Raw genomic sequence first — 24,333 nt, 5'->3', positions numbered from 1 at the left:
TCGAGGTGAATGCATCATGCGTCTCAAAACCGCCATCGCAGCCGCTGCCCTGCTCTCGCTGCCCCTCGGCTCCGCCATGGCCGACGATGAAACCTTTTGGCGCAACGTCATTTCTTCCGGCGCGACCACCGCATCGAGCTACCTGACCTCTGCCGACCACAAGATGGTCCTGGCTGCCCAGGACGATGCCGGCAGCTTCGTCGCCAGCGAAGGCGCCATCCGCGGGCCTTACCTGGAAGCGGCGATTCGCAAGGTGCGCGCCGACAATCCAGGCATGAAGGCGAGCGACATGGACCTGGCCAACGCGATCCTGGCCAAGAACGCCGTCGTCGAGTAACCCCATCGCGGTCGCGCTGAGCACAAGCGGCTAGCGCAGCCGCCCCCTGTGGGAGCGGGCTTGTCCCGCGATTGGGCCGGGCCCGATATCATCGTCGCCTGGCAAGGGCTTCGCCCTTGATCGCGGGACCAGCCCGCTCCCACAAGGGCCTGCAAAATCAGCGATACGCATCCACCGGCACACACGCGCAAAACAGGTTCCTGTCTCCATACACGTTGTCGACCCGGTTCACCGCCGGCCAGTACTTGTGCTGCCGGACGTGGGCACTGGGGGCGACCGCCTGCTCCAGGCTGTATGGTCGCGTCCATGGCGCCAATACGTCAGCCAAGGTATGCGGCGCATGCTTCAGCGGGTTGTCATCTGCCGGCCAGCTGCCCTCCTGTACCTGGTCTATTTCCGCACGAATCGCCAGCATCGCCTCGACGAAGCGGTCCAGCTCGGCCTTGGACTCGCTCTCCGTCGGCTCGACCATCAGCGTTCCCGGCACCGGGAACGACATGGTCGGTGCATGGAAGCCGTAGTCCATCAGACGCTTGGCGACATCCTCCTCGGTGATGCCGGTCAAGGCCTTGAGTGGGCGCAGGTCGAGGATGCATTCATGGGCCACGCGTTCGTTGCGCCCACGGTAGAGCACCGGGAAGACCCCTTCGAGCTGGCGGGCCAGGTAGTTGGCCGACAAGATCGCCACCTCGCTGGCGTCGGCCAGTTGGGGCCCCATCATGGCGATGTACATCCAGCTGATCGGCAGGATGCTGGCACTGCCCCACGGGGCTGCGCTGACGGCACTGTTGTTCGGGTCGAGCCCCGGCACCGGCACCACGGGGTGGCTGGCAACGAACGGCTTGAGGTGCGCACGCACGCCGATCGGCCCCATGCCCGGGCCGCCACCGCCGTGGGGGATGCAGAACGTCTTGTGCAGGTTCATGTGCGAAACATCGGCACCGATGTCCGCCGGCCGCGCGAGGCCGACCTGGGCATTGAGGTTAGCGCCGTCCATGTACACCTGGCCACCATGCTGGTGGATCACTTCGCAGATCTCGCGGATACCTTCCTCGTACACGCCGTGGGTCGACGGGTAGGTGATCATCAGGCATGACAGCCGTGTGCCGGCTTGACGGGCCTTGGCCTTGAGGTCGTCGAGGTCGACGTTGCCAGCGTCGTCGCATTCGACGATCACCACCTCCATGCCGGCCATCTGCGCCGAGGCCGGGTTGGTGCCATGGGCGGAGGAAGGAATCAGGCACAAGGTCCGCTGCGGTTCATGGCGGCTGTGGTGATAACGGGTGATCGCCATCAGGCCAGCATATTCGCCCTGGGCACCGGAGTTGGGCTGCATGCAGATCGCATCGAAGCCGGTTATGGCGCACAACCAGCTTTCCAGCTCGTCGATCATGGCTTTGTAGCCCTGGGCCTGAGCCGCCGGGACGAAGGGGTGCAACAGGGCGAAGCCAGGCCAGGTGATAGGGATCATCTCACTGGTGGCGTTGAGCTTCATGGTGCAGGAGCCCAGCGGGATCATCGACTGGTTCAGCGCCAGGTCCTTGTTCTCCAGCTGTTTGAGATAGCGCAGCATCTCGGTTTCGCTGTGGTGCAGGTTGAACACCGGGTGGGTGAGGAACGGCGTGCGCCGTACCAAGGCGCCGGGAATACCTTCGGGCAAGGCCTGGCCATCCAGCGCGGCGATGCTCAGACCATGGTCGACCCCCAGGAAAATATCGAACAGGCGCAGCACCGTCGCCTCGCTGCAGGTCTCGTCCAGGCTCACGCCCAGGTGTCCACGCCCGAGGATCCGCAGGTTGATGCGCGCATTCTCGGCACTCTCGATGATCGCCGCCTGGGCACCCCCGACATCGAGGGTCAAGGTATCGAAGAAATGCTGGTTCAGACGCTTGATGCCCTTGGCCTCCAGGCCTGCAGCCAGGATGAAGGTCAGCCGGTGCACCCGCTGGGCGATGCGCCGCAGCCCCTCCGGGCCGTGATAGACGGCATAGAAGCCGGCGATATTGGCCAGCAGTACCTGGGCCGTGCAGATGTTCGAGTTGGCCTTCTCGCGGCGAATGTGCTGCTCGCGGGTCTGCAAGGCCATGCGCAGGGCTGTGTTGCCTCGGGCATCGCGCGACACACCGATGATGCGCCCGGGCATGGCCCGCTTGTATTCGTCGCGGCAGGCAAAGTAGGCGGCATGGGGGCCGCCATAGCCCATGGGCACGCCAAAGCGTTGAGTCGAGCCCAGCACCACATCGGCACCCAGCTCGCCGGGCGGCGTGAGCACGACCAGGCTTAGGATATCCGCAGCTACGCAGGCCAGGGCATGCTGGCCATGCAACTGGTCGATCAGCGGGCGCAGGTCGCGCACCTCGCCATGGGTATCCGGGTATTGCAGCAGGGCACCGAACACCTGGTGCTTGCCCAGGTTATCCACCGAGTCGACGACCAGTTCGAAGCCGAAGCCTTCGGCGCGCGTGCGCAGCACCGAGAGCGTCTGTGGGTGGCAGTGCTCGTCGGCGAAGAAGACGTTGCTCTTGTTCTTGGCCACCCGCTTGGCCAGCGCCATGGCCTCGGCTGCCGCGGTGGCCTCGTCGAGCAGCGAGGCATTGGCCAGAGCCAGGCCGGTGAGGTCGATGACCATCTGCTGGAAGTTCAGCAGCGCCTCCAGGCGCCCTTGGGCGATTTCTGGCTGATAGGGCGTGTAGGCGGTATACCAGCCTGGGTTCTCCAGCACGTTGCGCAGGATGACGGTTGGCGTGACGGTGGCGTGATAGCCCATGCCAATCAGGCTGGTCCAGACCTGGTTCTGCTCGGCGTAGCCGGCCAGCTTGGCCAGGGCGGCCTGTTCGTCCAGCGCAGGCGGCAGGTCGAGGGGCCGCCCGAGGCGAATGCCGGGTGGCACGGTCTGCTCGATCAGCTCCATACGGCTGGCGACGCCCAAGGCGTCGAGCATGGCCTTCTGCTCCGAGGCATCAGGCCCCAGGTGACGATGCAGGAAGGGGTTTAGCTCTTGCAGTTGACTCAGCGATGGCGACTGGGACATGGCGACGATCTCTTCCTGGACCCGTTCTCTTGGAAACTTACAAGTCTAGGAAGGGATTGCCGATGCTGCGGGATTTTTGGGGTGCTTTGTGCCCTATCGCGGAACAAGCTCCACAGGACCTATGGGAGCGGGCTTGTTCCGCGATGGGCTGCACAGCAGCCCCGGAGCGACTTACTCGCCGATGGCAGCCTTGTAGCCGGCAGCATCCAGCAGCTTGTCCAGCTCGGCCTTGTCGCTTGGCTTGAGCTTGAAGATCCAGGACTCGTAAGGCTCCTCGTTGAGCAGTTCCGGGTTGTCGGCCAGTTCTTCGTTGACCGCGATGACTTCACCGCCCACCGGGGCATAGATATCCGAAGCGGCCTTGACCGATTCGACCACGCCCGCGGCGTCGCCTGCAGCGAACACCTTGCCGACTTCGGCCAGTTCGACGAACACCACGTCACCCAGGGCTTGCTGGGCATGGTCGCTGATACCTACGGTCACGGTGCCGTCGGCTTCCAGGCGAGCCCACTCGTGGCTCTCGGCAAAACGCAGGTCGTCGGGGATTTGGCTCATTGTCTTGTCTTCCTCGTTAGGGTCAGCGGTCGGCCCGCCGTTGGGTATTCAGATCAGGATCTTGCCATGGCGCACGAAGGTCGGCTTGACCACCCGCACCGGGTACCACTTGCCACGAATCTCCACTTCGGCACGGTCGCCCGTGGCCATGGGTACGCGTGCCAAGGCAATGGACTTGCTCAGCGTAGGCGAGAAACTACCACTGGTGATCTCTCCTTCGCCAATTCCGGCTACCCGCACCACCTGGTGGGCACGCAGCACGCCACGTTCCTCCAGCACCAGGCCGACCAGTTTTTCCTGCACGCCCTGCTCGATTTCCGCCAGCAGGCCGGCCCGGCCGATGAAGTCGCGCTCGGCCGGTTCCCAGGCGATGCTCCAGCCCAGGTTGGAGGTCAGGGGAGTGTGGGTTTCGTCGATATCCTGGCCGTAGAGGTTCATGCCGGCTTCCAGGCGCAGGGTGTCGCGCGCCCCCAGGCCGCTGGGCGCGATGCCCGCTCCGACCAGGTCGTTGAAAAAGGCTGGGGCCTGAAGCCCCGGGAAGATGATTTCCAGGCCGTCCTCGCCGGTATAACCGGTGCGGGCGATGAACCACTCACCTTCGGCCACCCCTTCGAACGGGCGCAGTTCGCGAATCAGCGCGGCGCGCGGCGCGCTGAGCAGCTGGGCGACTTTTTCGCGAGCGTGGGGGCCCTGGATAGCGAGAATGGCGAGCTCCGAACGCTCGACGAAGTTGACTGCGAAGCCCACACTCTGCGCCTGAAGCCACGCCAGGACCTTGTCGCGGGTGGCGGCGTTGGCCACCAGGCGATAGCCCCCTTCGGTGCGGTAGGCGATCAGGTCGTCGATGACCCCGCCCTCGGCATTGAGCAGCGGGCTGTACAACGCCTTGCCGAGGCTGTCCAGGCGGGCCACGTCGTTGGCCAGCAGGCGCTGCAGCCAAGCCGTGGCCGCATCGCCGGCGACGTCGATCACTGTCATGTGGGATACATCGAAGACGCCGCAGTCACTGCGCACCTGGTGGTGCTCTTCGACTTGCGAGCCATAGTGCAGGGGCATGTCCCAGCCACCGAAATCGACCATCTTGGCGCCGAGCGCCAGGTGCAGGTCATACAGAGGCGTACGCTGTCCCATGGGTTTCTCCTTCCGGGCGTGGCGAGGCCGCGGCGGTCAGTGACGTTTAAGTCATCACCTGATCTTGTAGGACCCGTCGCAGCGAATGCCGCGCATTGTAGCCGCAAGGACGAGCCCTGGCACCCTCAGTGGCGATGGCCGGGGCGACGGGCCGAACGCCGGATCAAACCGATGACCGGCAACAGCCCGACCAGCACCAGCGTCAGCGCAGGCAGCGAGGCCCGCGCCCATTCCCCCTCGCTGGTCATCTCGAACACCCTCACGGCCAAGGTATCCCAGCCGAACGGTCGCATCAGCAGCGTGGCCGGCATCTCCTTGAGCACGTCGACGAACACCAGCAGGGCGGCGCTCAACGCACCGGGGACGAGCAAAGGCAGATACACCTTGAAAAACAATCTCACACCGCCCACACCCAGGCTGCGCGAGGCCTCCGGCAGCGACGGCCGGATACGCTCAAGGCTACTTTCCAGCGGGCCATAGGCCACAGCCATGAAGCGCACCAAGTAGGCCAGCAGCAAGGCCGACAGGCTGCCCAGCAGCAAAGGCTTGCCGGCGCCTCCGAGCCATTGAGAAAGCGGCACCACCAGTTGGTTGTCCAGGTAACTGAAAGCCAGCATGATCGACACCGCCAGTACCGAGCCAGGCAACGCATACCCCAGGTTGGCCAGGCTCACGCCGGCACGAATGCCCCCGGTCGGCGCGTGGCGCCGGGCGAAGGCCAGCATCAGCGCCACGCAGACCGTGACCAAGGCGGCCATGCCGCCCAGGTACAGGGTGTGCAGAACCAGCCCGACATAGCGCTCGTCCAGGTCATGCCGACCACGCTGCCAGAACCACATCAGCAGCTGCAAAACAGGGATGACGAAGGCGCAGGCGAACACCAGCAAGCACCAGCTGGTGGCCGCCGCGGCCTTGGCCCCACGCAGGTGGTAGAGCGCCTGCCCCCGCGGGCGCTCGCTGCCGCTGCGCGAGGCACCGCGGGCGCGACGCTCGCCGTACAACACCAGCATCACCACCAGCAACAACAGGCTGGCCAGCTGGGCGGCACTGGAAAGGCTGAAGAATCCGTACCAGGTCTTGTAGATGGCCGTGGTGAAGGTGTCGAAATTGAACACCGCCACCGCGCCGAAATCCGCCAGGGTCTCCATCAGCGCCAGGGCGATGCCCGCACCGATGGCCGGCCGGGCCATGGGCAACGCCACCCGCCAGAACGCCTGCAGCGGCGACAGGCCCAGCACCCGCGCCGCTTCCATCAGGCCCTTGCCCTGGGCCAGGAAGGCGCTGCGCGCCAGCAGGTAGACGTAGGGATAGAACACCAGCACCAGGACCGTGATCACCCCGCCGGTGGAGCGCACCCGCGGCAGGCGCATGGGCCCGAACACTTCGCGCAGGGCCGTTTGCACCGGGCCCGCGAAGTCCAGCAGGCCGACGAAGACGAATGCCAACACATAGGCGGGAATGGCGAAGGGCAACATCAGCGCCCAGTCCAGCCAGCGCCGGCCCGGGAACTCGCACAGGCTGGTGAGCCAGGCCAGGCTTACGCCCAACACAGTCACACCGGCACCGACGCCCAGCACCAGCGTGAGCGTATTGCCCAGCAAACGGCTCATCTGGGTGTCGAGCAGGTGCGACCAGATCTGCATGTCGATCGACTGCCATGACAACAGCAGAACGCTCAGCGGCAACAGCACCAGGGCGGCGACCAGGGAAACCGGGAAGTACCAGCGGCGTTGGGGGGCGTGGGACAAAACTGAAGTCTCGATACGTGGCGACCGCATCGCGGAACAAGCCCGCTCCCACAGGGGGTTACACCAGACCCTGTGGGAGCGGGCTTGCCCCGCGATTGGGCTTCGATGGCCCTGAAGGATAAAGCCTGGCGCTTAGTTCCAGCCAGCCCGGTCCATCAACCGGATGGCCTCGGCCTGGCGCTTGCCGGCCACTTCCACCGGGATGCTGTCCGCCTTGAAGGTCCCCCAGGCCGCCACTTCGTCCGATGGCTTGACCTTCGGGTTGGCCGGGAATTCCTGGTTGATATCGGCGAACAGCTTTTGCGCTTCGTCGCCGGTCATCCACTCCACCAGCTTCCTGGCGGCTTCCGGGTGAGGCGCATGCTTGGTCAGGCCAATACCCGAGAGGTTCACGTGCACGCCACGGTCGCCCTGGTTGGGCCAGAACAGCTTGACCGGCAGGCTGGGCTTTTCCTTGTGCAGGCGGCCGTAGTAGTAGGTGTTGACGATGCCCACGTCGCACTGGCCGGCCTCGATGGCCTGGAGCACGGCAGTGTCGTCGGAGAACACATCGGTGGACAGGTTGTTGACCCAGCCCTTGATGATTGCCTCGGTCTTGGCCTCGCCGTGGGTCTCGATCAGGGTGGCGGTCAGCGACTGGTTGTAGACCTTCTTCGCCGTGCGCAGGCACAGGCGGCCTTCCCACTGCTTGTCGGCCAGGGCTTCGTAGGTGGACAACTCCTCGGGTTTGACCCGGTCGGTGGAGTAGGCGATGGTCCGCGCGCGCAGGCTCAGGCCGGTCCAGTCATGGGAAGAGGCACGGTACTGCGGGGGGATGTTGTTGTCGATGACGTCCGACTTGATCGGTTGCAGGATGCCCATCTGCTCGGCCTGCCAGAGGTTGCCGGCATCGACGGTGAGCAGCAGGTCGGCGACGCCGTTCTCGCCCTCGGCCTTGATGCGCTGCATCAACGGGGCTTCCTTGTCGGTGATGAACTTGATCTTCACGCCGGTCTTGGCGGTGTAGGCGTCGAACACCGGCTTGATCAGCTCATCGATACGCGAGGAGTACACCACCACTTCGTCCGCCGCCTGGGCGGTGCCGCCGAACAGGGTCAGGGCCAGGGCGGCCAGTAGAGGCTTGCGTGGCAACATCGGGTATTCCTCGCTGAGTTGAGAGGTGCAAATGGTAGTGAATCCCATTTTGCCTCTCACCTACGCAGACGTTACCGAATGTTGCTAAAGATATTGCTTCGCAGCCCAATCGCGGGACAAGCCCGCTCCCACAGGGCCCTTTGTGCACTTCTGTGGGAGCGGGCTTGTCCCGCGATTGGGCCCTCAGGCCTTCGCCAGCTCAGGCAAATCCCCGGAAAGCCCCAGCGCCTGGCGCACGAACAGCGCCTTGGCTTCTGGCATCTGCTCCACCAGCTTCAACCCGCTGTTACGCAACCAGCGCAACGGCAACGGGTTGGCCTGGAACAACCGCTCGAACCCTTCCATCGCCGCCATCAGCGCCAGGTTGTGTGGCATGCGCCGACGTTCGAAGCGGCTCAGCACCTTCACGTCCGCCAGCCGCTCGCCCCGCTCGCAGGCCCGCTCCAGCTCCTCGGCCAGCACCGCAGCATCCAGGAAGCCCAGGTTGACGCCCTGCCCGGCCAGCGGATGGATGGTGTGGGCGGCATCGCCGATCAGCGCCAGCCCTTCGTCGACATAACGCTTGGCATGGCGCTGGCGCAGGGGCACGCACACCCGCGGGTCGGCCCCCAGCACCTCGCCCAGGCGCCCTTCGAACGCGCGGCCCAGCGCCTCGCAGAAGGCCACGTCATCCAGCGCCATGACCTGCTCGGCCTGCTCCGGCGTGGTCGACCAGACGATCGAACACCTGCTCTGCCCGTCCCCGCGATCCAGCGGCAGGAACGCCAACGGCCCTTCATCGGTGAAGCGCTGCCAGGCCGTCGTCTGGTGCGCCTGGCTGCAGCGCACGCTGGTAACGATGGCATGGTGCAGGTAATCCCACTCACGGGTTTCGCAGCCGGTCAGCTTGCGCACCGCGGAATTGGCGCCGTCGGCAGCCACCACCAGCGGTGCGCGCAGGCGTCGGCCATCGGCTAGGGTCAGCAGCCACTCGTCGCCGGAACGGCGCATTTGTTCCAGCCGGGCATTGGGCAGCAGCCCTACGTCGCTGTCGTGCAGGCGCTCCAAGAGGCCGTCCTGCACCACCCGGTTCTCGACGATATGGCCGAGTACCTGGGCATGCACGCTGGCCGCCGAGAAGTGGATCTGCCCGGTGCCGCTGCCATCCCAGACGTGCATGTCCGTATACGGCGAGACACGCCGGCCGGCGATGCCTTCCCAGGCTCCCAGGCGCTCGAGGATACGCTGGCTGGCTGCCGACAAGGCGCTGACCCGTGGCTCGAAAGGCGCCTGGGGGTCGAAGGGTTTGACCGACAGCGGGCCGCCATCGAGCAGGAGGATTTCCAGGCCGCTGTGGTGCAACGCCAGGGCCAGGGCGCTACCGACCATACCGGCACCGACAATCAACAGATCTGCGCGCATTTCCATGCCTTACGCCTGCCTCGCTTGCGGCTTGAGCCGCACATAAAGGGTTTTATCGACCCGCGCCACCAGCTCGCCGGCGCCGTCGCGGATATCGACCTGCAAACGGGGCAGGTATTTCTTGCCGCCAGCGGTCTGTTGGCGGATCTCGTCCAGCAAGGCGTCATCGACGTGGAACTCGGCGAATACCGCGCCCTTGCCCGGCGCGATGAAGTCGATGCTGGCAGCCTTGTCCCAGACGATGTAGTCACGCCCGAGCCGCTCGATCAGCAGCAACATGTAGAACGGGTCGACCATCGAGTACAGGCTGCCGCCGAACTGGGTGCCGACATAGTTACGGTTCCAGCGGGTCAGGTTCATGCGCACCTTGATGCTGCGCATATCCGGGCTGATGTGCTGCACCCGGATGCCCGCGCCCAGGTAAGGGGGATAAAGGTTCAGCACCCAGCGCAGCAGGCGCGCCCTGCGGGCCAGTCGACGTGGGTTGCTCATGCCCGCCCCCGCGGATTAGGGCGGGTGCCCAGGCCCATGGCCTGGCGGGCGAACCAGCGCTTGGCCGGCGGCAGCAGGTCGAGCCCCAGCAGGCCGATGTTGCGACCGGCGGCCAGCAGTGGCTGGCTGCTACCGAACAGTCGGGTGACCTGGTCGGAGAAACCGATGGTCAGGGCCTGGTCCAGCCGTTGGCGCTGGTGGTAGGCCTGCAGCGTGGCCAGGTCGCCGGGCTGCTGCGGGCCGGCCAGCAAGGCATCGGCCAAAGACTGCACGTCACGCAGGGACAGGTTGAACCCCTGCCCGGCGATCGGGTGCAGGCTATGGGCGGCGTTGCCCAGCACCACTAGGTTTGGGCGTACCTGTTCCTCGGCCTCGACCAGCGCAAGCGGGTACAGATGCCGCGCCCCCACCTGGCGCAGGGCGCCCAGGCGGTAGCCGAAGGCCGCCTGCAGCTCGTGCAGGAAGCTGCGCTCGTCGATGTCCGCCAGCCGCTGGGCATCCATCCCCTGGCGGGTCCAGACCAGTGCGCAGCGGTTTTCCGGCAAGGGCAGCAGCGCCATCGGACCTTGCTCGGTGAAGCGTTCGAAGGCCTGCCCACGATGCGCCTCACCCGGCGTGATGTTGGCGATCAGCGCGCTCTGTTCGTAGGGGGTACGGCGAACATGGATCCCCAACTGTTCGCGCAGGCCAGAGCGGCCACCGTCGGCCAACACCGCCAGGTCGCACTCCAGGCTGGTGTCGTCGTCCAATTGCAGACGATAGCCACCGGCGACAGCTTGCAAGCTCTTGACCTCGGCCGGGCAGCGCCAGCTCACCACTTCGGTATCCAGGCCCTGCCATAGGCATTGGCCGAGCCAGGCGTTCTCCACCACGTAGCCGAGGGCCGGTACCCCTTCCTCGATGGCGTCCAGGCGGGTAGCGCCGAAGCGGCCACGGTCGGACACCTGGATCTGGCTGATGGGCTCGGCGCGGCGGCTGATGACCTGCCACAGGCCCAGCTGTTCGTAGATCTGCCGGGTGCCGTAGGACAGCGCAGAGGAGCGGGCATCGTAGCTGGGCTGGAAGCTGTCGCCCGGTGCGAACGGTTCGATTAGGAGGATCTTCCAACCGCGTGCCTTGGCGCCTGCCTGCAGGGCCAGGGCCAGGCTGGCGCCGACCAGGCCGCCGCCGATGATCGCCAGGTTGACCCGACTCATGCCACGCCCCTGCGGGCCGCGGCCATCAGCGCCTCGATCTCGGCGACCGTGCGCGGCACACCGCTGGTCAGGATTTCACAGCCTTGCCTGGTCACCACCACGTCGTCCTCGATCCGTACGCCGATGCCGCGCCATTTCTTCGCGACGTTCTGGTTGTCGGCGGCAATGTAGATGCCCGGCTCGACTGTCAGCGCCATGCCCGGCTCGAGCACGCGCCACTGGCCGCCGACCTTGTACTCCCCCACATCGTGCACGTCCATGCCCAGCCAATGGCCGGCGCGATGCATGTAGAACGCACGGTGGGCCTCGCTGTCGATCAGCGCCTGCACCTCGCCCTTGAGCAGCCCCAGTTCCACCAGCCCTTCGGTGATGACCCGCACGGTCGCCTCATGGGCGTGGTTCCAATGCTTGCCCGGGGCGATCTCGGCGAAGGCGGCCGCCTGGGCCTTGAGCACCAGCTCGTAGATGGCCTTCTGCTCCGGCGAGAAACGCCCGCTGACCGGGAAGGTGCGGGTGATGTCGCTGGCGTAGCAGTCGATCTCGCAGCCTGCATCGATCAGCACCAGGTCGCCATCCTTGAGCGGCGCATCGTTCTGCTGGTAATGCAGGATGCAGGCGTTGCGACCCGCCGCGACGATCGAGCCGTAGGCCGGCATCTTCGCCCCGCCCTTGCGGAATTCGTAGTCGAGCTCGGCTTCCAGGCTGAATTCGTGCAGCCCCGCCCGGCAGGCCTGCATGGCCCGCACGTGGGCGCGCGCGGAAATATCCGCCGCGGTGCGCATCACCTTCACTTCCGCCGCCGATTTATACAGACGCATGTCGTGCAGCAGATGATCCAGGGCAACGAATTCGTTCGGTGGCTGGGCACCCAGGCGCGCCTTGGAGCGGATCACGTTGATCCACTCCATCAGGCGGCGGTCGAATTCCGGGTTGCTGCCCATGGCGGTGTAGACCCGGTCGCGGCCTTCGATCAGGCCGGGGAGGATCTCGTCGATATCGGTGATGGGAAAGGCGTCGTCCGCGCCAAAGTCGCGGATCGCGCCTTCCTGGCCGGCACGCAGGCCGTCCCACAGTTCGCGCTCGGGGTTGCGCTCACGGCAGAACAGCACGTACTCGCCATGTTCGCGGCCCGGGATCAGGGCGATCACCGCCTCGGGCTCGGGGAAGCCGCTGAGGTACTGGAAATCGCTGTCCTGGCGATACACGTGCTCGACGTCGCGGTTGCGGATGGCAACTGCGGCGGCGGGCAGGATGGCGATGCTGTTGGGGACCATCTGGGCCATCAGCGCCTTGCGCCGACGGGCATACTCAGCCTTCGGAATACGGCTCATGGGCACGAAAACCCCCGGAATATCAGTGCAGCGATGGCTTGGGCGCGGGCGCGGCCGGCTTGGCCAGCTCCGTGTACAGCAGCAGGGGCGCGACGCGCAGGTACTCCATGACTTCCATGTAGTCGCTCTCACCGTCCTCGGACTCTTCCAGCGCTTCCTGGACCTGCGAAATGGCCACCAGGTCCTGGAGTACCTCCTGCGCATCGGTGGACAAGTCCTTGCCGCCGGCGTTCAGGCCAAAGCCAGTGATGAAGCCTTGGCACCACTGGCCCAGCGCGGTGGCGCGCTCGGCGAGCGGGGCTTCGTCGCTGGGCAGCAGCAGGACGATGGCGACGTCCTCGCCGGTGAGCTCGGCCTTGACCATTTCCTGCAGGCCGATGAGTGCGGCGCGCACGTTGTCTTCAGGCTCGTTTTCCAGCGCGCCGGCGGCATCGGCCAGCCAGGCGTCGGCGTCGAAACCTGCGCCGGCGCAGCTGCGGCCGATCAGCAGGCCGTGCAGTTCGGCTGGGGAAACAGGGTGGCCGTTGCTGGCGAGCAGCGAGGCGAAGGCGGTGTAGGGCGATTGGGTATTGGGCATGGGCAGCTAGGCGCCAAGCGGCGCAATGACTAGAATGAAGACCTTGTATCCTAGCACCGGCAGGCGCGCCAAGACCATCAGCACTGGCCGTACCGCCCCCGGAACAGGCATGATCGCCGGGCAGTCAACGAGGGAGCGAATCGAGTGCAACCCATGCCAGAGAACGACCTGCAGGCACTGATGAGCCGATTCGAATCGCTCATCGAGCGTGTCGAGCAACTAAAACGCCAAAATGCACTCCTAGTAGCTCAGGAAAAATCCTGGCGCGAGGAGCGCGCCCACCTCATCGAAAAGAACGAGATCGCAAGGCGCAAGGTCGAGTCGATGATTTTACGCCTCAAGGCCCTGGAGCAAGACTCATGAGTTCAAGCAATAGCGTCACCGTCCAGATCCTCGACAAGGAATACTCGATCATCTGCCCGCCGGAAGAACGCAACAACCTGGTCAGCGCCGCGCGCTACCTGGATGGCAAGATGCGCGAGATCCGCAGCAGCGGCAAGGTGATCGGTGCCGACCGTATCGCGGTCATGGCTGCGCTGAACATCACCCACGAACTGCTGCACCGTCAGGAGCGCCCGGACGTTGCCGCCAGCGGCACCACCCGCGAGCAGGTACGCGACCTGCTGGAACGGGTCGACCAGGCGCTGTCCGACGACGCGGATACCAAAATCGGCTGAGATTGGTATACTGGCGCCACTCCCTGGGGGATGCGCCAGTCGGTTATGTCCCTGAGCCGATACGCACAACCACGGGGGTTGCACGCTGGGGCCGGTGTGCATGTCCGCCCGACGGAAAGCCTTAACGCCCCCTGCAATCTCCACCTTGAACTTTCGGGTTCAAGGGCTACACCGATAGCGGTTCCATCGGGGAGCCTGAATTCTTGCTTGCCCGCCACCCTCGGCGGGCAATTTCGTCTGGCCGCCATGGCGGCCGGTACACCTGGGAACGCACGTGCCATGACCGACACCGCGCAGCTCACCCGCCCTCAACTGCGCCGCCTGCTTCGCAATGCCCGCCGCGCACTGACACCTGCCCAGCAACGCCAGGCCTCTCTTGGCCTCTACCGCCAGCTGGCCCAGCACCCGTTGTTCCGTCGCGCCCGGCACATCGCCCTGTACCTGCCCAACGACGGCGAGATCGACCCACGCCTGTTGCTGCGCGAGGCCCAGCGACGCGGCAAGCGCACCTACCTGCCGGTGCTGCATGCCTGGCCGCGCACGCGCATGGTCTTCCAGCGTTTCGAGCGAGGCGAAAAGCTACGGCCCAACCGCTTCCGTATTCCCGAACCACTGGTCGAGCGCAAGCGCCAACGGCCGATCTGGTCGCTGGACCTGATCCTGCTGCCGTTGGTCGGCTTCGATGAAGTCGGTGGGCGCCTAGGCATGGGGGGCGGTTTCTATGACCGCAGCCTGGCGTACCAGGCACGTCGCAAGGCGTGGAAGAAACCGCTGCTGCTGGGGCTGGCCCATGAATGCCAGAAGGTAGAGCGCCTGGCCCAGGCCAGTTGGGATGTACCGCTCAAGGGGACGGTCTCGGACCGTGGCTGGTACTTGGCACCGGCTTGACCGGTGCCCGCGAAAGAATCAGCGCTGCTGGGTCGGCTCGAACGGCATCTGGTAGGCAGCGTCAGCCTTGCGCTCCCAGAAACTCTGCGCATAACCCGTGGTGACGACACCCAGGCCGAAAATGAAGACCAGGATCCAGAGCAAGTCCGGTTTGCGTTGGTTCATGGATGAATGCCCCCCTAAGGCAAACAGTCAGGCTCGGCAACCTTCTTGGTGCTGCCGGAGCGTCGAGCTTTAAAATCGGCGCATTTTCCGACAACCTGAGGCGACACGCAAACCTTGACGTCAACCGACTGTCGGTTTCATGCAACAGGTTATTTCAAATATTTTCAGGAGCCGTTTCCATGGCCTATTGGCTGATGAAATCCGAGCCCGACGAGCTCTCCATCGACGCCCTGGCACACCTCGGCCAAGCGCGCTGGGACGGGGTTCGCAACTACCAGGCGCGCAATTTCCTGCGCGCTATGAGCGTAGGCGATGAGTTCTTCTTCTATCACTCCAGTTGCCCTCAACCGGGAATCGCCGGTATCGCCCGTATCAGCACAGCAGCCTACCCTGACCCGACCGCCCTGGATCCCGATAGCCACTACTTCGACGCCAAGGCCAACGCCGAGAAAAACCCTTGGAGCGCGGTCGATGTCACCCATGTGAAGACGTTCCACCAGGTGCTGGGGCTTGGGCTGCTCAAGCAGCAAGCCGCGCTAGCCGAACTGCCGCTGGTGCAAAAAGGCAGCCGGTTGTCGGTGATGCCGGTGACCGCCGAGCAATGGGCGGCGATTGTTGCGCTGGCGCGCTGAGCCTGGCGTGAATGGCGTGGCGCGTTTTCGATCGAGCGCCGCCCGCGCGGCACTCGCTCTCATGGGCAACCAATCGTTAACGCCATTCACTGCACGATCAGGTTATTGAACAGCAGGTCTTCGACGATCGGCTTGCCTTCCTCGGTTTCCATCACCTGCTGCACCTGCTTGAGCGCCTCCTGACGCAGCTTTTCCTTGGCTTCGACATTGCTCATGTTTTCCAGCCCTTGCTGAGTGAACAGTGCCACCAGTTGGTTGCGGATCAGCGGCTCGTGGTGCTTGACCGCGGCAGCCGCGGCGTCGCCGGTCACGCGCAGGGCCACGTCGGCCTTGTACACGCGCAGCTTGGGGCCGCCATCGAGGGCGTAGTTGCCAACGAAAGGTGGGCTCAGGTTGATGTAGGAAACCTTCTGCTCCCCTTCCTTGCCTTCTTCAGCCATCGCCACGGCCGGCAACAGCAGGGCCAGCACCATCAAGATCCACGCTTTCACGAATTCGCTCCTCAATACAGTTGGCGCCAGCTTACCCAGCACACCGATCAAACCCAAGCCCAGGCTTATGCCACCCCATCAAGGTGGACCATGCTCGTTGACCTGGCCTACGCCCCTCCTACACTTATCGGCCAACGCACGCAAAGGAATAGCCCCGATGAAAGCAGTGTTGTGCAAGACCCTCGGCCCGGCACGCGACCTGGTGCTCGATGAGGTGGCGAGCCCGGCGCCCAAGCGCAACGAGATCTTGCTGGATGTGCACGCCGCGGGCGTCAACTTCCCCGATACCTTGATCATCGAAGGCAAGTACCAGTTCCAACCGCCCCTGCCTTTCTCGCCAGGCTGCGAGGCAGCCGGTGTGGTCGCAGCCGTCGGGGAGAAGGCCGGCGGTTTCAAGGTCGGTGACCGGGTCATGGCCCTGACCGGCTGGGGAGCCTTCGCCGAGCAGGTGGCCGTGCCCTTCTACAACGTGCTACCGATGCCCGCCACCCTGGACTTCACCACCGCTGCGGCCTTCGGCATGACCTACGGCACTTCCATGCATGCGCTGGCCCAACGTGGCCAGCTCAAGGCAGGCGAGACCCTGTTGGTACTGGGCGCATCCGGAGGCGTTGGCCTGGCTGCCGTGGAAATCGGCAAGGCCATGGGCGCCCGGGTGATCGCCGCCGCCAGCAGCGGCGAAAAACTCGCGGTGGCCAAGGCAGCGGGAGCCGATGAGCTGATCGATTACGGCCAGGCCAGCTTGCGGGACGAGATCAAGCGCCTGACCGGCGGCCAGGGCGTGGATGTGGTCTACGACCCGGTGGGCGGTGAGCTGTTCGAGCAGGCGGTGCGCGGCCTGGCCTGGAACGGGCGGTTGCTGGTGGTGGGTTTTGCCAGCGGGACCATCCCGCAGTTGCCGGTGAACCTGGCATTGCTCAAGGGCGCTGCGGTGGTGGGGGTGTTCTGGGGCGCCTTCGCCCAGCGCCAGCCCGAGGACAATGCGGCCAATTTTCGCCAGCTGTTTGCCTGGCATGCCGAGGGCAAGCTCAAGCCGCTGGTATCGCAGACGTATCCGTTGGCCGAAGCCGGGGTGGCCATCGAGCGGTTGGCGCAGCGCCAGGCGGTGGGCAAATTGGTGGTGGTGGCTCGCTAGGCCTGGGGCTGCTGTGCAGCCCCTGTGGGAGCGGGCTTGCCCCGCGATTGGGCCAAACCTGCCTACACCTCACGCAGGCCATGGCACCGGCGGAACCGCGCCTCCAGGTTGCGATCGGGCATTTGGTGGCTGCGCAAGGCGTTCAGGGTCTGCTCGACGTAGTCCCGCGTCGTCCCGTAACGGCCCTTGGCACTGGCCAGGATCTGGCTGAGCAAGGTGTCCGGCAGATTCCCGGCATAGCACGGCAGGTGACGCTCCAACACGAAGCCCAGCGCCTGGACCTTGCTGCCATCACTCAGCCGGCAACTGAGCCAATGCGGCCGGTAGGCGGGGTAAGGCATCTCTCGCTGCCACAGGGCCATCAACGAATCGTCCAGGTTGCTTTCATCCAGACGGTAGGCAAAGCCGCTGCACGAGCCGCCTCGGTCCAACCCGAAGACCAAGCCAGGACATTCCGGTGTGCCACGGTGCTCGTGGGACCACAAATACAGGCCTCGGTGATAACCATGAACGCGGGCCCGCTGACGCTCGACCGAATTGCACTCCGGCCGCCAGATCAATGACCCATAGGCGAACAACCAGACCGGCCCGCCCTCATGACGCGACATGGTCAGTTTCATTGAATGGTGCAATTGATCGCGGGTCAGTTGCTGCCCAAAATCCAGCGAAGGAGGGTAAGTTATTTGCCAGGACGAACTTTCAAGTGTCGACATGATGCTGCCGCCATGATTCCCCGTAAACTTCCGAAGGCCATCACTGTATCGCAATGGCGCTTCGCTGCACTTACCGTACGGCAGAAAGCACTGTGCGTTCAAGCCCTTTGCACGGCCTGCGCCCCGCACTTGATTGCCATGGAATCAATATAGACAGGTATTGTTCCGTGAACGGAGAATGTTATTAACGGCGCCAGCAATAATAAGCGCCTTATCATCCTTTCAGGCAACTCGAGTTATAAAGAACGGCACACCGTTGCAGTGTGCCGTGTACTTTCAGCCCCGGGGGGCGTAGGCAAACACATCGGCGCGCATGCGATGCGCGTCCATGCCCGCCTCGACCAGCGCGTCCAGGGTGGCATAGACCATGTTCGGCGAGCCGCTGGCATAGACATGCACTTGGTTCAGGTCGGCGATGTCTTCACAGACCGCCTCGTGCAGCAACCCGCAGCGCCCTTCCCAGCTGCACAGGTCGCTCACTACCTTATGCAAGAACAGATTAGGCAGGCGCTGCCATTCGGCCCAATGCTCGATCTGGTAGAAATCCTCGGGCCGACGCACCCCCCAATAGAGGTGCACCGGGTGCTTGAACCCTTGGGCACGGCAGTGCTCGACCAGGCTGTGCATCTGGCCCATGCCGGTACCCGCGGCGATCAGCACCAGCGGCCCGTCCGGCAGCTCGGCCAAATGGGTGTCGCCGAACGGCATTTCGATGCGCGCGACACCGTCGCGCCGCAATTGGGCCAACAGCTGCAAGGCGCTGTTTTCCCGCGCCAGCACGTGCAGTTCCAGGTCTCGCCCGCCATGAGGCGCCGAGGCCAGGGAGAAGGCGGCCTTGTCGGCGCCGTCGCGCTCGATCATCAGGTATTGCCCGGCATGGTAGCGGGGCGGCTTGCCAGCAGGTGCACGCAGGCGCACGCGCCAGACATCGCCACCGACCTCCACGCATTCGCTCACGGTGCAGGCCAGCTTGCGCACCGGCAGCTCGCCCCGGGCCAGTACGCCGTCCCAGAGCAGCACGCAGTCTTCCAGTGGCTCGGCAATGCAGGTGAACAGCTCGCCATGGTCGCGCACTTCACCTTCCTGGCGCACCCGCCCTTCCACCAGCAAGGCGGCACAGACGTGGCAATTGCCGTTGCGGCAGCTGTTCGGGCAGTCGTAGCCCAGGCGCCGCGCGGCGTCCAGAATTCTCTCCCCGGGCTCGATCGCCAATACCGCCCCGGACGGCTGCAAGGTTACCTGCATCAATCTATTCCCAACTGATCCCACAGCTCATCGATACGGCGGGTGACGGCCTCGTCCTTGACGATGGCACGCCCCCATTCGCGTGTAGTCTCGCCCGGCCACTTGTGGGTGGCATCCAGGCCCATCTTCGACCCCAGGCCCGATACCGGTGACGCGAAGTCCAGGTAGTCGATCGGCGTGTTGTCGATCATCACCGTATCACGCTTGGGGTCCATGCGCGTGGTGATGGCCCAGATCACGTCGTTCCAGTCGCGGGCGTTGATGTCGTCGTCGGTGACGATAACGAATTTGGTATACATGAACTGTCGCAGGAACGACCAGACACCCAGCATCACGCGCTTGGCGTGGCCTGGGTACTGCTTTTTCATGGTCACCACCGCCATTCGGTACGAGCACCCTTCAGGCGGCAGGTAGAAGTCGACGATTTCCGGGAACTGCTTCTGCAGGATCGGCACGAACACTTCGTTCAGCGCCACACCTAGAATCGCCGGCTCATCCGGTGGACGACCGGTGTAGGTGCTGTGGTAGATCGGCTTCTGGCGGTGAGTGATGCGCTCGACGGTGAACACCGGGAAGCTGTCCACTTCGTTGTAATAGCCGGTGTGGTCGCCATAAGGGCCTTCCGGGGCCATTTCGCCCGGGTGGATCACGCCTTCGAGAATGATCTCGGCGGTAGCAGGCACCTGCAGGTCGCTGCCCCGACACTTGACCAGTTCAGTGCGGTTGCCGCGCAGAAGGCCGGCGAAGGCATATTCGGACAGGGTGTCAGGCACCGGCGTCACGGCGCCGAGGATGGTCGCCGGGTCCGCGCCCAGGGCCACGGCCACGGGGAACGGTTGGCCGGGGTGCTTTTCGCACCATTCACGGTAGTCCAGCGCACCGCCGCGGTGGCTCAGCCAGCGCATGATCACCTTGTTGCGGCCGATCAGCTGCTGGCGGTAAATGCCCAGGTTCTGGCGGTCCTTGTTGGGGCCGCGGGTGACGGTCAGACCCCAGGTGATCAGCGGCGCTACGTCCCCCGGCCAGCAATGCTGGATAGGCAGCTGGGTGAGGTCGACGTCTTCGCCTTCGACCACCATTTCCTGGCATACCGCGTCCTTGACCACTTTAGGCGCCATGGACACGACCTTCTTGAAGATCGGCAACTTGGACCAGGCGTCTTTCAAGCCCTTCGGCGGCTCTGGCTCCTTGAGGAAGGCCAGCAGCTTGCCGATTTCGCGCAACTCATCGACCGATTCGGCCCCCATGCCCATGGCCACGCGCTCCGGCGTGCCGAACAGGTTGCCCAGCACCGCCATGTCGAAGCCGGTGGGCTTTTCGAACAGCAGTGCCGGGCCCTTGGCGCGCAGCGTGCGGTCGCAGACTTCGGTCATTTCCAGGACAGGGGAGATCGGAACCTGGATGCGCTTGAGTTCACCGCGCTGTTCCAGGCCACGGATGAAGTCGCGCAAGTCGCGATACTGCATGCATGTGCCTCGTGGTTGGCCGTATCGGTCGGGGGTGCTGAGTGTAGCGCCGTTCGGCGTTTTGTTGGGGGCGAAAATGAATCGGGGCCGCTTCGCGCCCCATCGCGGGACAAAGCCCGCTCCTACAGGATCGGCGTGATCCCCGTAGGAGCGGCCTCGCGCCGCGATGGGCTGCGAAGCAGCCCCAATCAATTCCAGCTTGAAACGCTTACTTGCGCTTCATCGACAGGAAGAACTCGTCGTTGGTCTTGGTCTGCTTGAGCTTGTCGACCAGGAATTCGATGGCAGCGACTTCGTCCATCGGGTGCAGCAGCTTGCGCAGAATCCACATGCGCTGCAGTTCGTCGTCGGCGGTCAGCAGCTCTTCGCGACGGGTACCGGACTTGTTGATGTTGATGGCCGGGAACACGCGTTTCTCGGCAATGCGACGGTCCAGCGGCAGCTCCATGTTGCCGGTACCCTTGAACTCTTCGTAGATCACTTCGTCCATCTTCGAGCCGGTTTCGACCAGCGCGGTGGCGATGATGGTCAGCGAACCACCTTCCTCGATGTTACGAGCAGCACCGAAGAAGCGCTTTGGCTTTTCCAGGGCGTGGGCGTCGACACCACCGGTCAGCACCTTGCCGGAGCTCGGGATCACGGTGTTGTAGGCACGGGCCAGACGGGTGATGGAGTCGAGCAGGATGACCACGTCCTTCTTGTGCTCGACCAGGCGCTTGGCCTTCTCGATGACCATCTCGGCAACCTGCACGTGGCGGGTCGGCGGCTCGTCGAAGGTGGAGGCGACCACTTCACCGCGCACGGTGCGCTGCATCTCGGTCACTTCTTCCGGGCGCTCGTCGATCAGCAGGACGATCAGGTGGCACTCGGGGTTGTTACGGGTGATGTTGGCCGCGATGTTCTGCAGCATGATGGTCTTGCCCGCTTTCGGCGGAGCGACGATCAAGCCACGCTGGCCTTTGCCGATCGGAGCGCACAGGTCGATGACACGACCGGTGAGGTCTTCGGTGGAACCGTTGCCGGCCTCCATCTTCAGACGTTCGTTCGGGAACAGCGGCGTCAGGTTCTCGAACAGGATCTTGTTCTTCGCGTTTTCCGGACGGTCGAAGTTGATGGTGTCGACCTTCAGCAGGGCGAAGTAACGCTCCCCTTCCTTCGGCGGGCGGATCTTGCCGACGATGGTGTCGCCGGTGCGCAGGTTGAAGCGACGGATCTGGCTGGGCGAGACGTAGATGTCGTCAGGGCCGGCCAGATAGGACGCATCTGCCGAACGCAGGAAACCGAAACCATCCTGGAGAATTTCCAGCACGCCGTCACCCGAGATCTCTTCGCCGCTTTTCGCGTGCTTCTTCAACAGGGCGAAAATCACGTCCTGCTTGCGCGAACGGGCCATGTTTTCGATGCCCATCTGTTCGGCCATTTCCAGCAGATCGGTAATCGGCTTTTGCTTGAGTTCTGTCAGGTTCATAAGGGGAGTGACGTAATCATGTAAGAAGGGAGAAATTAAGCGTTGGCTTAATGAGGCCGCGCCGCAAGATGGCGACAGGATCGCGTACTGATTCGAATTAGGGATGCTTCGGCGACGGCGTGCAGAGGGCACTGGAGAAGCAGTGCGAGGCCGAATGTAACACTTGCTTTTTTCGACGTCTAGTGGTTTTGGCTGGGTAAATTGTGCCCCGTGAACGCGGTTTTACCCATGAAGGCGGCAGTGGGTTTAACGATGAATACACGGGCGAACCCGCTCCCACAGGCCCTTCGGGCCAAAAAAAGCCCCGCATTCGCGGGGCCTTTCACATCACAGGTGGGCGTCGAGGAACGCAGCCAGCTGGGATTTGGACAGGGCGCCGACCTTGGTCGCCTCGACGTTGCCGTTCTTGAACAGCATCAGCGTCGGGATGCCGCGCACGCCGTGCTTGGCAGGGGTTTCCTGGTTTTCGTCGATGTTCAGCTTGGCGACGGTCAGTTTGCCTTCGTAGGTGGCAGCGATGTCGTCCAGGACCGGAGCGATCATCTTGCATGGGCCGCACCATTCAGCCCAGTAGTCGACCAGCACCGGGCCTTGAGCCTGCAGTACATCGGCTTCGAAGCTGGCGTCGGTGACGTGTTTGATTTTGTCGCTCATGGAAATCTCCAAGGTCGTAAGCAATAAAAAACGTTGCCCATCATAGCCTCACCCACGTCCTACAGGAAGTCGCTGGCGATTGAGGGTAACTATAGTTGTGCAAGACGCCACGTATCGAAGCAGACATATACCTGTCATGGCACTGCGTGGCACCTTGCCCTGCATCAAGAACCAACATTGTAATGCGTTGGCGCGAGCCATGGATCATGGCAGGATTGCTGGGTTATCGACCGAGAACATCGAGATCATGCCGCATACCACCGCGAAGAACCTGTCTCTGATCGCCGCCATCGACCTTGGCTCCAACAGTTTCCACATGGTCGTGGCCAAGGCCCACCTCAGCGAAATCCGCATTCTCGAGCGGCTCGGGGAAAAAGTGCAGCTGGCCGCCGGCATCAACGAAGAACGCCAGCTCAGCGAAGAAGCCATGCAACGGGGCTTGGACTGCCTCAAGCGCTTCGCCCAACTGATCAACGGCATGCCTGCGGGCGCCGTGCGCATCGTCGGCACCAACGCCCTGCGCGAAGCCCGCAACCGCAATGAATTCATCCAGCGCGCCGAAGCCATCCTCGGCCACCCGGTCGAGGTGATTTCCGGCCGCGAGGAAGCGCGCCTGATCTACCTGGGCGTCTCCCATACCCTGGCCGACACACCCGGCAAGCGCCTGGTCGCCGATATCGGCGGCGGCAGCACCGAGTTCATCATCGGCCAACGCTTCGAGCCGCTGCTGCGTGAAAGCCTGCAGATGGGCTGCGTCAGCTTCACGCAGCGCTATTTCCGTGATGGCAAGATCACCCCGGCGCGCTATGCCCAGGCCTACACCGCCGCGCGCCTGGAACTGATGAGCATCGAGAACGCCCTGCACCGCCTGACCTGGGACGAGGCCATTGGTTCCTCGGGCACCATCCGCGCCATCGGCGCTGCCATCAAGGCCAACGGCATGGGCAGCGGCGAGGTGAACGCCGACGGCCTGGCCGCGCTCAAGCGCAAGCTGTTCAAACTGGGCGAGACCGACAAGATCGACTTCGAGGGCGTCAAGCCGGACCGCCGCGCCATCTTCCCGGCGGGCTTGGCCATTCTGGAGGCCATCTTCGACGCCCTGGAACTGCAACGCATGGACCACTGCGACGGCGCCCTGCGCGAAGGCGTGCTGTACGATCTGCTGGGCCGCCACCACCACGAAGACGTGCGCGAGCGCACGTTGAACTCGCTGATGGAGCGCTACCACGTGGACAACGGCCAGGCGGCACGGGTCGAGCGCAAGGCATTGCATGCCTTCGACCAAGTGGCCAAGGCATGGAACCTCGAGGAAGGAAACTGGCGCGATCTACTGAGCTGGGCAGCCAAGGTTCACGAGATTGGCCTGGATATCGCTCACTACCATTACCACAAGCATGGCGCCTACCTGATCGAGCACTCCGACCTGGCCGGCTTCTCCCGGGAAGACCAGCAAATGCTGGCGCTGCTGGTGCGCGGCCACCGCCGCAATATCCCCAAGGACAAGTTCGCCGAATTCGGTGACGAAGGCATCCAGTTGATCCGCCTGTGCGTACTGCTGCGCTTCGCCATCCTGTTCCACCACATCCGCGGTACCCAGCAGATGCCGAAAGTGGAGCTGCATGCCGGCGACGAGAGCCTGGAAGTCGTGTTCCCCGAGGGCTGGCTGGAAGAAAACCAGCTGACCCAGGCCGACTTCGCCAACGAGGCGCAGTGGTTGGCGCGGGTCGGTTTCGTGCTTAGCGTGCGTTAGGTTCGAACTCGGCGTAGACGTTGCCAGGGGTGCTTCGCCCCCGTTTCGCGGCGCAAGGCCGCTCCTACAGAGAGCGCAATACCCTGTAGGAACGGCCTTGTGCCACGAAGAAAGGG

At 64.1% G+C, this 24,333-nt stretch carries 24 protein-coding genes and 1 other RNA gene; 8 read left to right on the top strand and 17 right to left on the bottom strand.

Features of this window, described 5'->3' with window-relative positions:
- Positions 1–16: 16 nt before the first annotated feature.
- Complete coding sequence (locus tag IRZ56_RS04715; RefSeq protein WP_196143860.1) at positions 17–337, top strand: DUF2388 domain-containing protein; 321 nt, start codon at positions 17–19, stop codon at positions 335–337.
- Between the two features lie 157 nt (positions 338–494).
- On the opposite strand, the gene gcvP is transcribed toward IRZ56_RS04715, so the two are convergent.
- The 10 genes from gcvP to IRZ56_RS04665 form a co-directional block, all read right to left on the bottom strand.
- On the bottom strand, positions 495–3,368 hold the full coding sequence (gene gcvP, locus IRZ56_RS04710; protein ID WP_196143859.1) for an aminomethyl-transferring glycine dehydrogenase: 2,874 nt from the start codon (positions 3,366–3,368) through the stop codon (positions 495–497).
- Positions 3,369–3,539: 171 nt separating this feature from the next.
- A complete protein-coding gene (gene gcvH / locus IRZ56_RS04705; protein ID WP_196143858.1) occupies positions 3,540–3,923 on the bottom strand; it encodes a glycine cleavage system protein GcvH in 384 nt (127 codons plus the stop codon).
- A gap of 48 nt (positions 3,924–3,971) precedes the next feature.
- A complete protein-coding gene (gene gcvT / locus IRZ56_RS04700) occupies positions 3,972–5,054 on the bottom strand; it encodes a glycine cleavage system aminomethyltransferase GcvT (RefSeq protein WP_196143857.1) in 1,083 nt (360 codons plus the stop codon).
- A gap of 125 nt (positions 5,055–5,179) precedes the next feature.
- Complete coding sequence (locus IRZ56_RS04695; protein ID WP_419183248.1) at positions 5,180–6,832, bottom strand: ABC transporter permease; 1,653 nt, start codon at positions 6,830–6,832, stop codon at positions 5,180–5,182.
- A 102-nt stretch (positions 6,833–6,934) separates the two neighbouring features.
- Complete coding sequence (locus IRZ56_RS04690) at positions 6,935–7,936, bottom strand: extracellular solute-binding protein (RefSeq protein ID WP_196143855.1); 1,002 nt, start codon at positions 7,934–7,936, stop codon at positions 6,935–6,937.
- 183 nt (positions 7,937–8,119) lie between these two features.
- The gene (locus IRZ56_RS04685) at positions 8,120–9,337 is read right to left on the bottom strand and encodes a 2-octaprenyl-3-methyl-6-methoxy-1,4-benzoquinol hydroxylase (protein WP_196144010.1); all 1,218 of its coding nucleotides are present in this window, start codon (positions 9,335–9,337) and stop codon (positions 8,120–8,122) included.
- A gap of 9 nt (positions 9,338–9,346) precedes the next feature.
- Positions 9,347–9,829 carry a DUF4442 domain-containing protein gene (locus IRZ56_RS04680; protein ID WP_196143854.1) on the bottom strand — a complete coding sequence of 161 codons (483 nt, stop codon included), beginning with the start codon at positions 9,827–9,829 and terminating at the stop codon, positions 9,347–9,349.
- Positions 9,826–11,025 carry a 2-octaprenyl-6-methoxyphenyl hydroxylase gene (gene ubiH / locus IRZ56_RS04675; protein ID WP_196143853.1) on the bottom strand — a complete coding sequence of 400 codons (1,200 nt, stop codon included), beginning with the start codon at positions 11,023–11,025 and terminating at the stop codon, positions 9,826–9,828. Before ubiH ends, IRZ56_RS04680 begins: the two co-directional genes overlap by 4 nt.
- On the bottom strand, positions 11,022–12,356 hold the full coding sequence (pepP, locus tag IRZ56_RS04670) for a Xaa-Pro aminopeptidase (protein WP_196143852.1): 1,335 nt from the start codon (positions 12,354–12,356) through the stop codon (positions 11,022–11,024). The genes ubiH and pepP overlap by 4 nt, the downstream gene beginning before the upstream one ends.
- A gap of 22 nt (positions 12,357–12,378) precedes the next feature.
- Positions 12,379–12,933 carry a YecA family protein gene (locus tag IRZ56_RS04665; RefSeq protein ID WP_196143851.1) on the bottom strand — a complete coding sequence of 185 codons (555 nt, stop codon included), beginning with the start codon at positions 12,931–12,933 and terminating at the stop codon, positions 12,379–12,381.
- 153 nt (positions 12,934–13,086) lie between these two features.
- Here IRZ56_RS04665 and IRZ56_RS04660 point away from each other — a divergent pair, with 153 nt between their 5' ends.
- From IRZ56_RS04660 to IRZ56_RS04645, 4 genes are all read left to right on the top strand, one after another.
- Positions 13,087–13,296 (top strand): TIGR02449 family protein, encoded by a 210-nt coding sequence (locus IRZ56_RS04660; RefSeq protein ID WP_084856565.1) that lies wholly within the window; start codon positions 13,087–13,089, stop codon positions 13,294–13,296.
- Complete coding sequence (locus IRZ56_RS04655; protein WP_043212146.1) at positions 13,293–13,610, top strand: cell division protein ZapA; 318 nt, start codon at positions 13,293–13,295, stop codon at positions 13,608–13,610. Before IRZ56_RS04660 ends, IRZ56_RS04655 begins: the two co-directional genes overlap by 4 nt.
- A gap of 17 nt (positions 13,611–13,627) precedes the next feature.
- Positions 13,628–13,807: non-coding RNA, 6S RNA (ssrS, locus tag IRZ56_RS04650), on the top strand.
- 82 nt (positions 13,808–13,889) lie between these two features.
- A complete protein-coding gene (locus tag IRZ56_RS04645; protein WP_196144009.1) occupies positions 13,890–14,498 on the top strand; it encodes a 5-formyltetrahydrofolate cyclo-ligase in 609 nt (202 codons plus the stop codon).
- A gap of 18 nt (positions 14,499–14,516) precedes the next feature.
- Here the strand turns inward: IRZ56_RS04645 and IRZ56_RS04640 are convergent, their stop codons facing one another.
- Positions 14,517–14,663, bottom strand: coding sequence for a hypothetical protein (locus tag IRZ56_RS04640; RefSeq protein ID WP_196143850.1), 147 nt, complete (start codon positions 14,661–14,663; stop codon positions 14,517–14,519).
- A gap of 179 nt (positions 14,664–14,842) precedes the next feature.
- On the opposite strand from IRZ56_RS04640, the gene IRZ56_RS04635 reads away from it, so the two are divergent.
- Positions 14,843–15,295: an EVE domain-containing protein gene (locus tag IRZ56_RS04635; protein WP_196143849.1), complete on the top strand. Its 453-nt coding sequence runs from the start codon at positions 14,843–14,845 to the stop codon at positions 15,293–15,295.
- Between the two features lie 86 nt (positions 15,296–15,381).
- On the opposite strand, the gene IRZ56_RS04630 is transcribed toward IRZ56_RS04635, so the two are convergent.
- Positions 15,382–15,786 carry a flagellar basal body-associated protein FliL gene (locus IRZ56_RS04630; protein WP_196143848.1) on the bottom strand — a complete coding sequence of 135 codons (405 nt, stop codon included), beginning with the start codon at positions 15,784–15,786 and terminating at the stop codon, positions 15,382–15,384.
- A gap of 157 nt (positions 15,787–15,943) precedes the next feature.
- Here IRZ56_RS04630 and IRZ56_RS04625 point away from each other — a divergent pair, with 157 nt between their 5' ends.
- Complete coding sequence (locus IRZ56_RS04625; RefSeq protein ID WP_196143847.1) at positions 15,944–16,921, top strand: NADPH:quinone oxidoreductase family protein; 978 nt, start codon at positions 15,944–15,946, stop codon at positions 16,919–16,921.
- Between the two features lie 62 nt (positions 16,922–16,983).
- Here IRZ56_RS04625 and IRZ56_RS04620 read toward each other — a convergent pair whose 3' ends face one another.
- The 5 genes from IRZ56_RS04620 to trxA all read right to left on the bottom strand — a co-directional run bounded on the left by IRZ56_RS04620 (position 16,984) and on the right by trxA (position 22,467).
- Positions 16,984–17,634: a gamma-glutamylcyclotransferase gene (locus IRZ56_RS04620; RefSeq protein WP_196143846.1), complete on the bottom strand. Its 651-nt coding sequence runs from the start codon at positions 17,632–17,634 to the stop codon at positions 16,984–16,986.
- A gap of 276 nt (positions 17,635–17,910) precedes the next feature.
- Positions 17,911–18,879 carry a CDP-6-deoxy-delta-3,4-glucoseen reductase gene (locus IRZ56_RS04615; protein ID WP_196143845.1) on the bottom strand — a complete coding sequence of 323 codons (969 nt, stop codon included), beginning with the start codon at positions 18,877–18,879 and terminating at the stop codon, positions 17,911–17,913.
- Entirely contained in the window at positions 18,879–20,345 is a 1,467-nt protein-coding gene (ubiD, locus tag IRZ56_RS04610; RefSeq protein WP_196143844.1) for a 4-hydroxy-3-polyprenylbenzoate decarboxylase, read from the bottom strand. Before ubiD ends, IRZ56_RS04615 begins: the two co-directional genes overlap by 1 nt.
- A 208-nt stretch (positions 20,346–20,553) precedes the next feature.
- Complete coding sequence (gene rho / locus IRZ56_RS04605; protein ID WP_043212134.1) at positions 20,554–21,813, bottom strand: transcription termination factor Rho; 1,260 nt, start codon at positions 21,811–21,813, stop codon at positions 20,554–20,556.
- A gap of 327 nt (positions 21,814–22,140) precedes the next feature.
- On the bottom strand, positions 22,141–22,467 hold the full coding sequence (gene trxA, locus IRZ56_RS04600; RefSeq protein ID WP_012274768.1) for a thioredoxin TrxA: 327 nt from the start codon (positions 22,465–22,467) through the stop codon (positions 22,141–22,143).
- Positions 22,468–22,714: 247 nt separating this feature from the next.
- On the opposite strand from trxA, the gene ppx reads away from it, so the two are divergent.
- Positions 22,715–24,217, top strand: coding sequence for an exopolyphosphatase (gene ppx / locus IRZ56_RS04595; RefSeq protein WP_196144008.1), 1,503 nt, complete (start codon positions 22,715–22,717; stop codon positions 24,215–24,217).
- The last annotated feature ends 116 nt before the right edge of the window (positions 24,218–24,333 follow it).

The sequence above is a fragment of the Pseudomonas guariconensis genome (assembly GCF_015680235.1).
In the GTDB taxonomy this organism is placed as follows: domain Bacteria; phylum Pseudomonadota; class Gammaproteobacteria; order Pseudomonadales; family Pseudomonadaceae; genus Aquipseudomonas; species Aquipseudomonas guariconensis_A.
The sequence above is the reverse complement of the archived record's forward strand: the minus strand, read 5'-3'. Positions and strand labels throughout refer to the sequence as shown.

Coding starts and splice junctions, on each gene's coding strand:
- ubiD (WP_196143844.1), bottom strand. CDS start 20,345: ATGCAGTATCGCGACTTGCGCGACTTCATCCGTGGCCTGGAACAGCGC.
- IRZ56_RS04680 (WP_196143854.1), bottom strand. CDS start 9,829: ATGAGCAACCCACGTCGACTGGCCCGCAGGGCGCGCCTGCTGCGCTGG.
- IRZ56_RS04645 (WP_196144009.1), top strand. CDS start 13,890: ATGACCGACACCGCGCAGCTCACCCGCCCTCAACTGCGCCGCCTGCTT.
- IRZ56_RS04655 (WP_043212146.1), top strand. CDS start 13,293: ATGAGTTCAAGCAATAGCGTCACCGTCCAGATCCTCGACAAGGAATAC.
- IRZ56_RS04620 (WP_196143846.1), bottom strand. CDS start 17,634: ATGTCGACACTTGAAAGTTCGTCCTGGCAAATAACTTACCCTCCTTCG.
- gcvT (WP_196143857.1), bottom strand. CDS start 5,054: ATGGGACAGCGTACGCCTCTGTATGACCTGCACCTGGCGCTCGGCGCC.
- pepP (WP_196143852.1), bottom strand. CDS start 12,356: ATGAGCCGTATTCCGAAGGCTGAGTATGCCCGTCGGCGCAAGGCGCTG.
- IRZ56_RS04660 (WP_084856565.1), top strand. CDS start 13,087: ATGCCAGAGAACGACCTGCAGGCACTGATGAGCCGATTCGAATCGCTC.
- ubiH (WP_196143853.1), bottom strand. CDS start 11,025: ATGAGTCGGGTCAACCTGGCGATCATCGGCGGCGGCCTGGTCGGCGCC.
- IRZ56_RS04665 (WP_196143851.1), bottom strand. CDS start 12,933: ATGCCCAATACCCAATCGCCCTACACCGCCTTCGCCTCGCTGCTCGCC.
- rho (WP_043212134.1), bottom strand. CDS start 21,813: ATGAACCTGACAGAACTCAAGCAAAAGCCGATTACCGATCTGCTGGAA.
- gcvP (WP_196143859.1), bottom strand. CDS start 3,368: ATGTCCCAGTCGCCATCGCTGAGTCAACTGCAAGAGCTAAACCCCTTC.
- IRZ56_RS04640 (WP_196143850.1), bottom strand. CDS start 14,663: ATGAACCAACGCAAACCGGACTTGCTCTGGATCCTGGTCTTCATTTTC.
- IRZ56_RS04695 (WP_419183248.1), bottom strand. CDS start 6,832: ATGCGGTCGCCACGTATCGAGACTTCAGTTTTGTCCCACGCCCCCCAA.
- IRZ56_RS04685 (WP_196144010.1), bottom strand. CDS start 9,337: ATGCGCGCAGATCTGTTGATTGTCGGTGCCGGTATGGTCGGTAGCGCC.
- gcvH (WP_196143858.1), bottom strand. CDS start 3,923: ATGAGCCAAATCCCCGACGACCTGCGTTTTGCCGAGAGCCACGAGTGG.
- trxA (WP_012274768.1), bottom strand. CDS start 22,467: ATGAGCGACAAAATCAAACACGTCACCGACGCCAGCTTCGAAGCCGAT.
- IRZ56_RS04635 (WP_196143849.1), top strand. CDS start 14,843: ATGGCCTATTGGCTGATGAAATCCGAGCCCGACGAGCTCTCCATCGAC.
- IRZ56_RS04625 (WP_196143847.1), top strand. CDS start 15,944: ATGAAAGCAGTGTTGTGCAAGACCCTCGGCCCGGCACGCGACCTGGTG.
- IRZ56_RS04690 (WP_196143855.1), bottom strand. CDS start 7,936: ATGTTGCCACGCAAGCCTCTACTGGCCGCCCTGGCCCTGACCCTGTTC.
- ppx (WP_196144008.1), top strand. CDS start 22,715: ATGCCGCATACCACCGCGAAGAACCTGTCTCTGATCGCCGCCATCGAC.
- IRZ56_RS04715 (WP_196143860.1), top strand. CDS start 17: ATGCGTCTCAAAACCGCCATCGCAGCCGCTGCCCTGCTCTCGCTGCCC.
- IRZ56_RS04615 (WP_196143845.1), bottom strand. CDS start 18,879: ATGCAGGTAACCTTGCAGCCGTCCGGGGCGGTATTGGCGATCGAGCCC.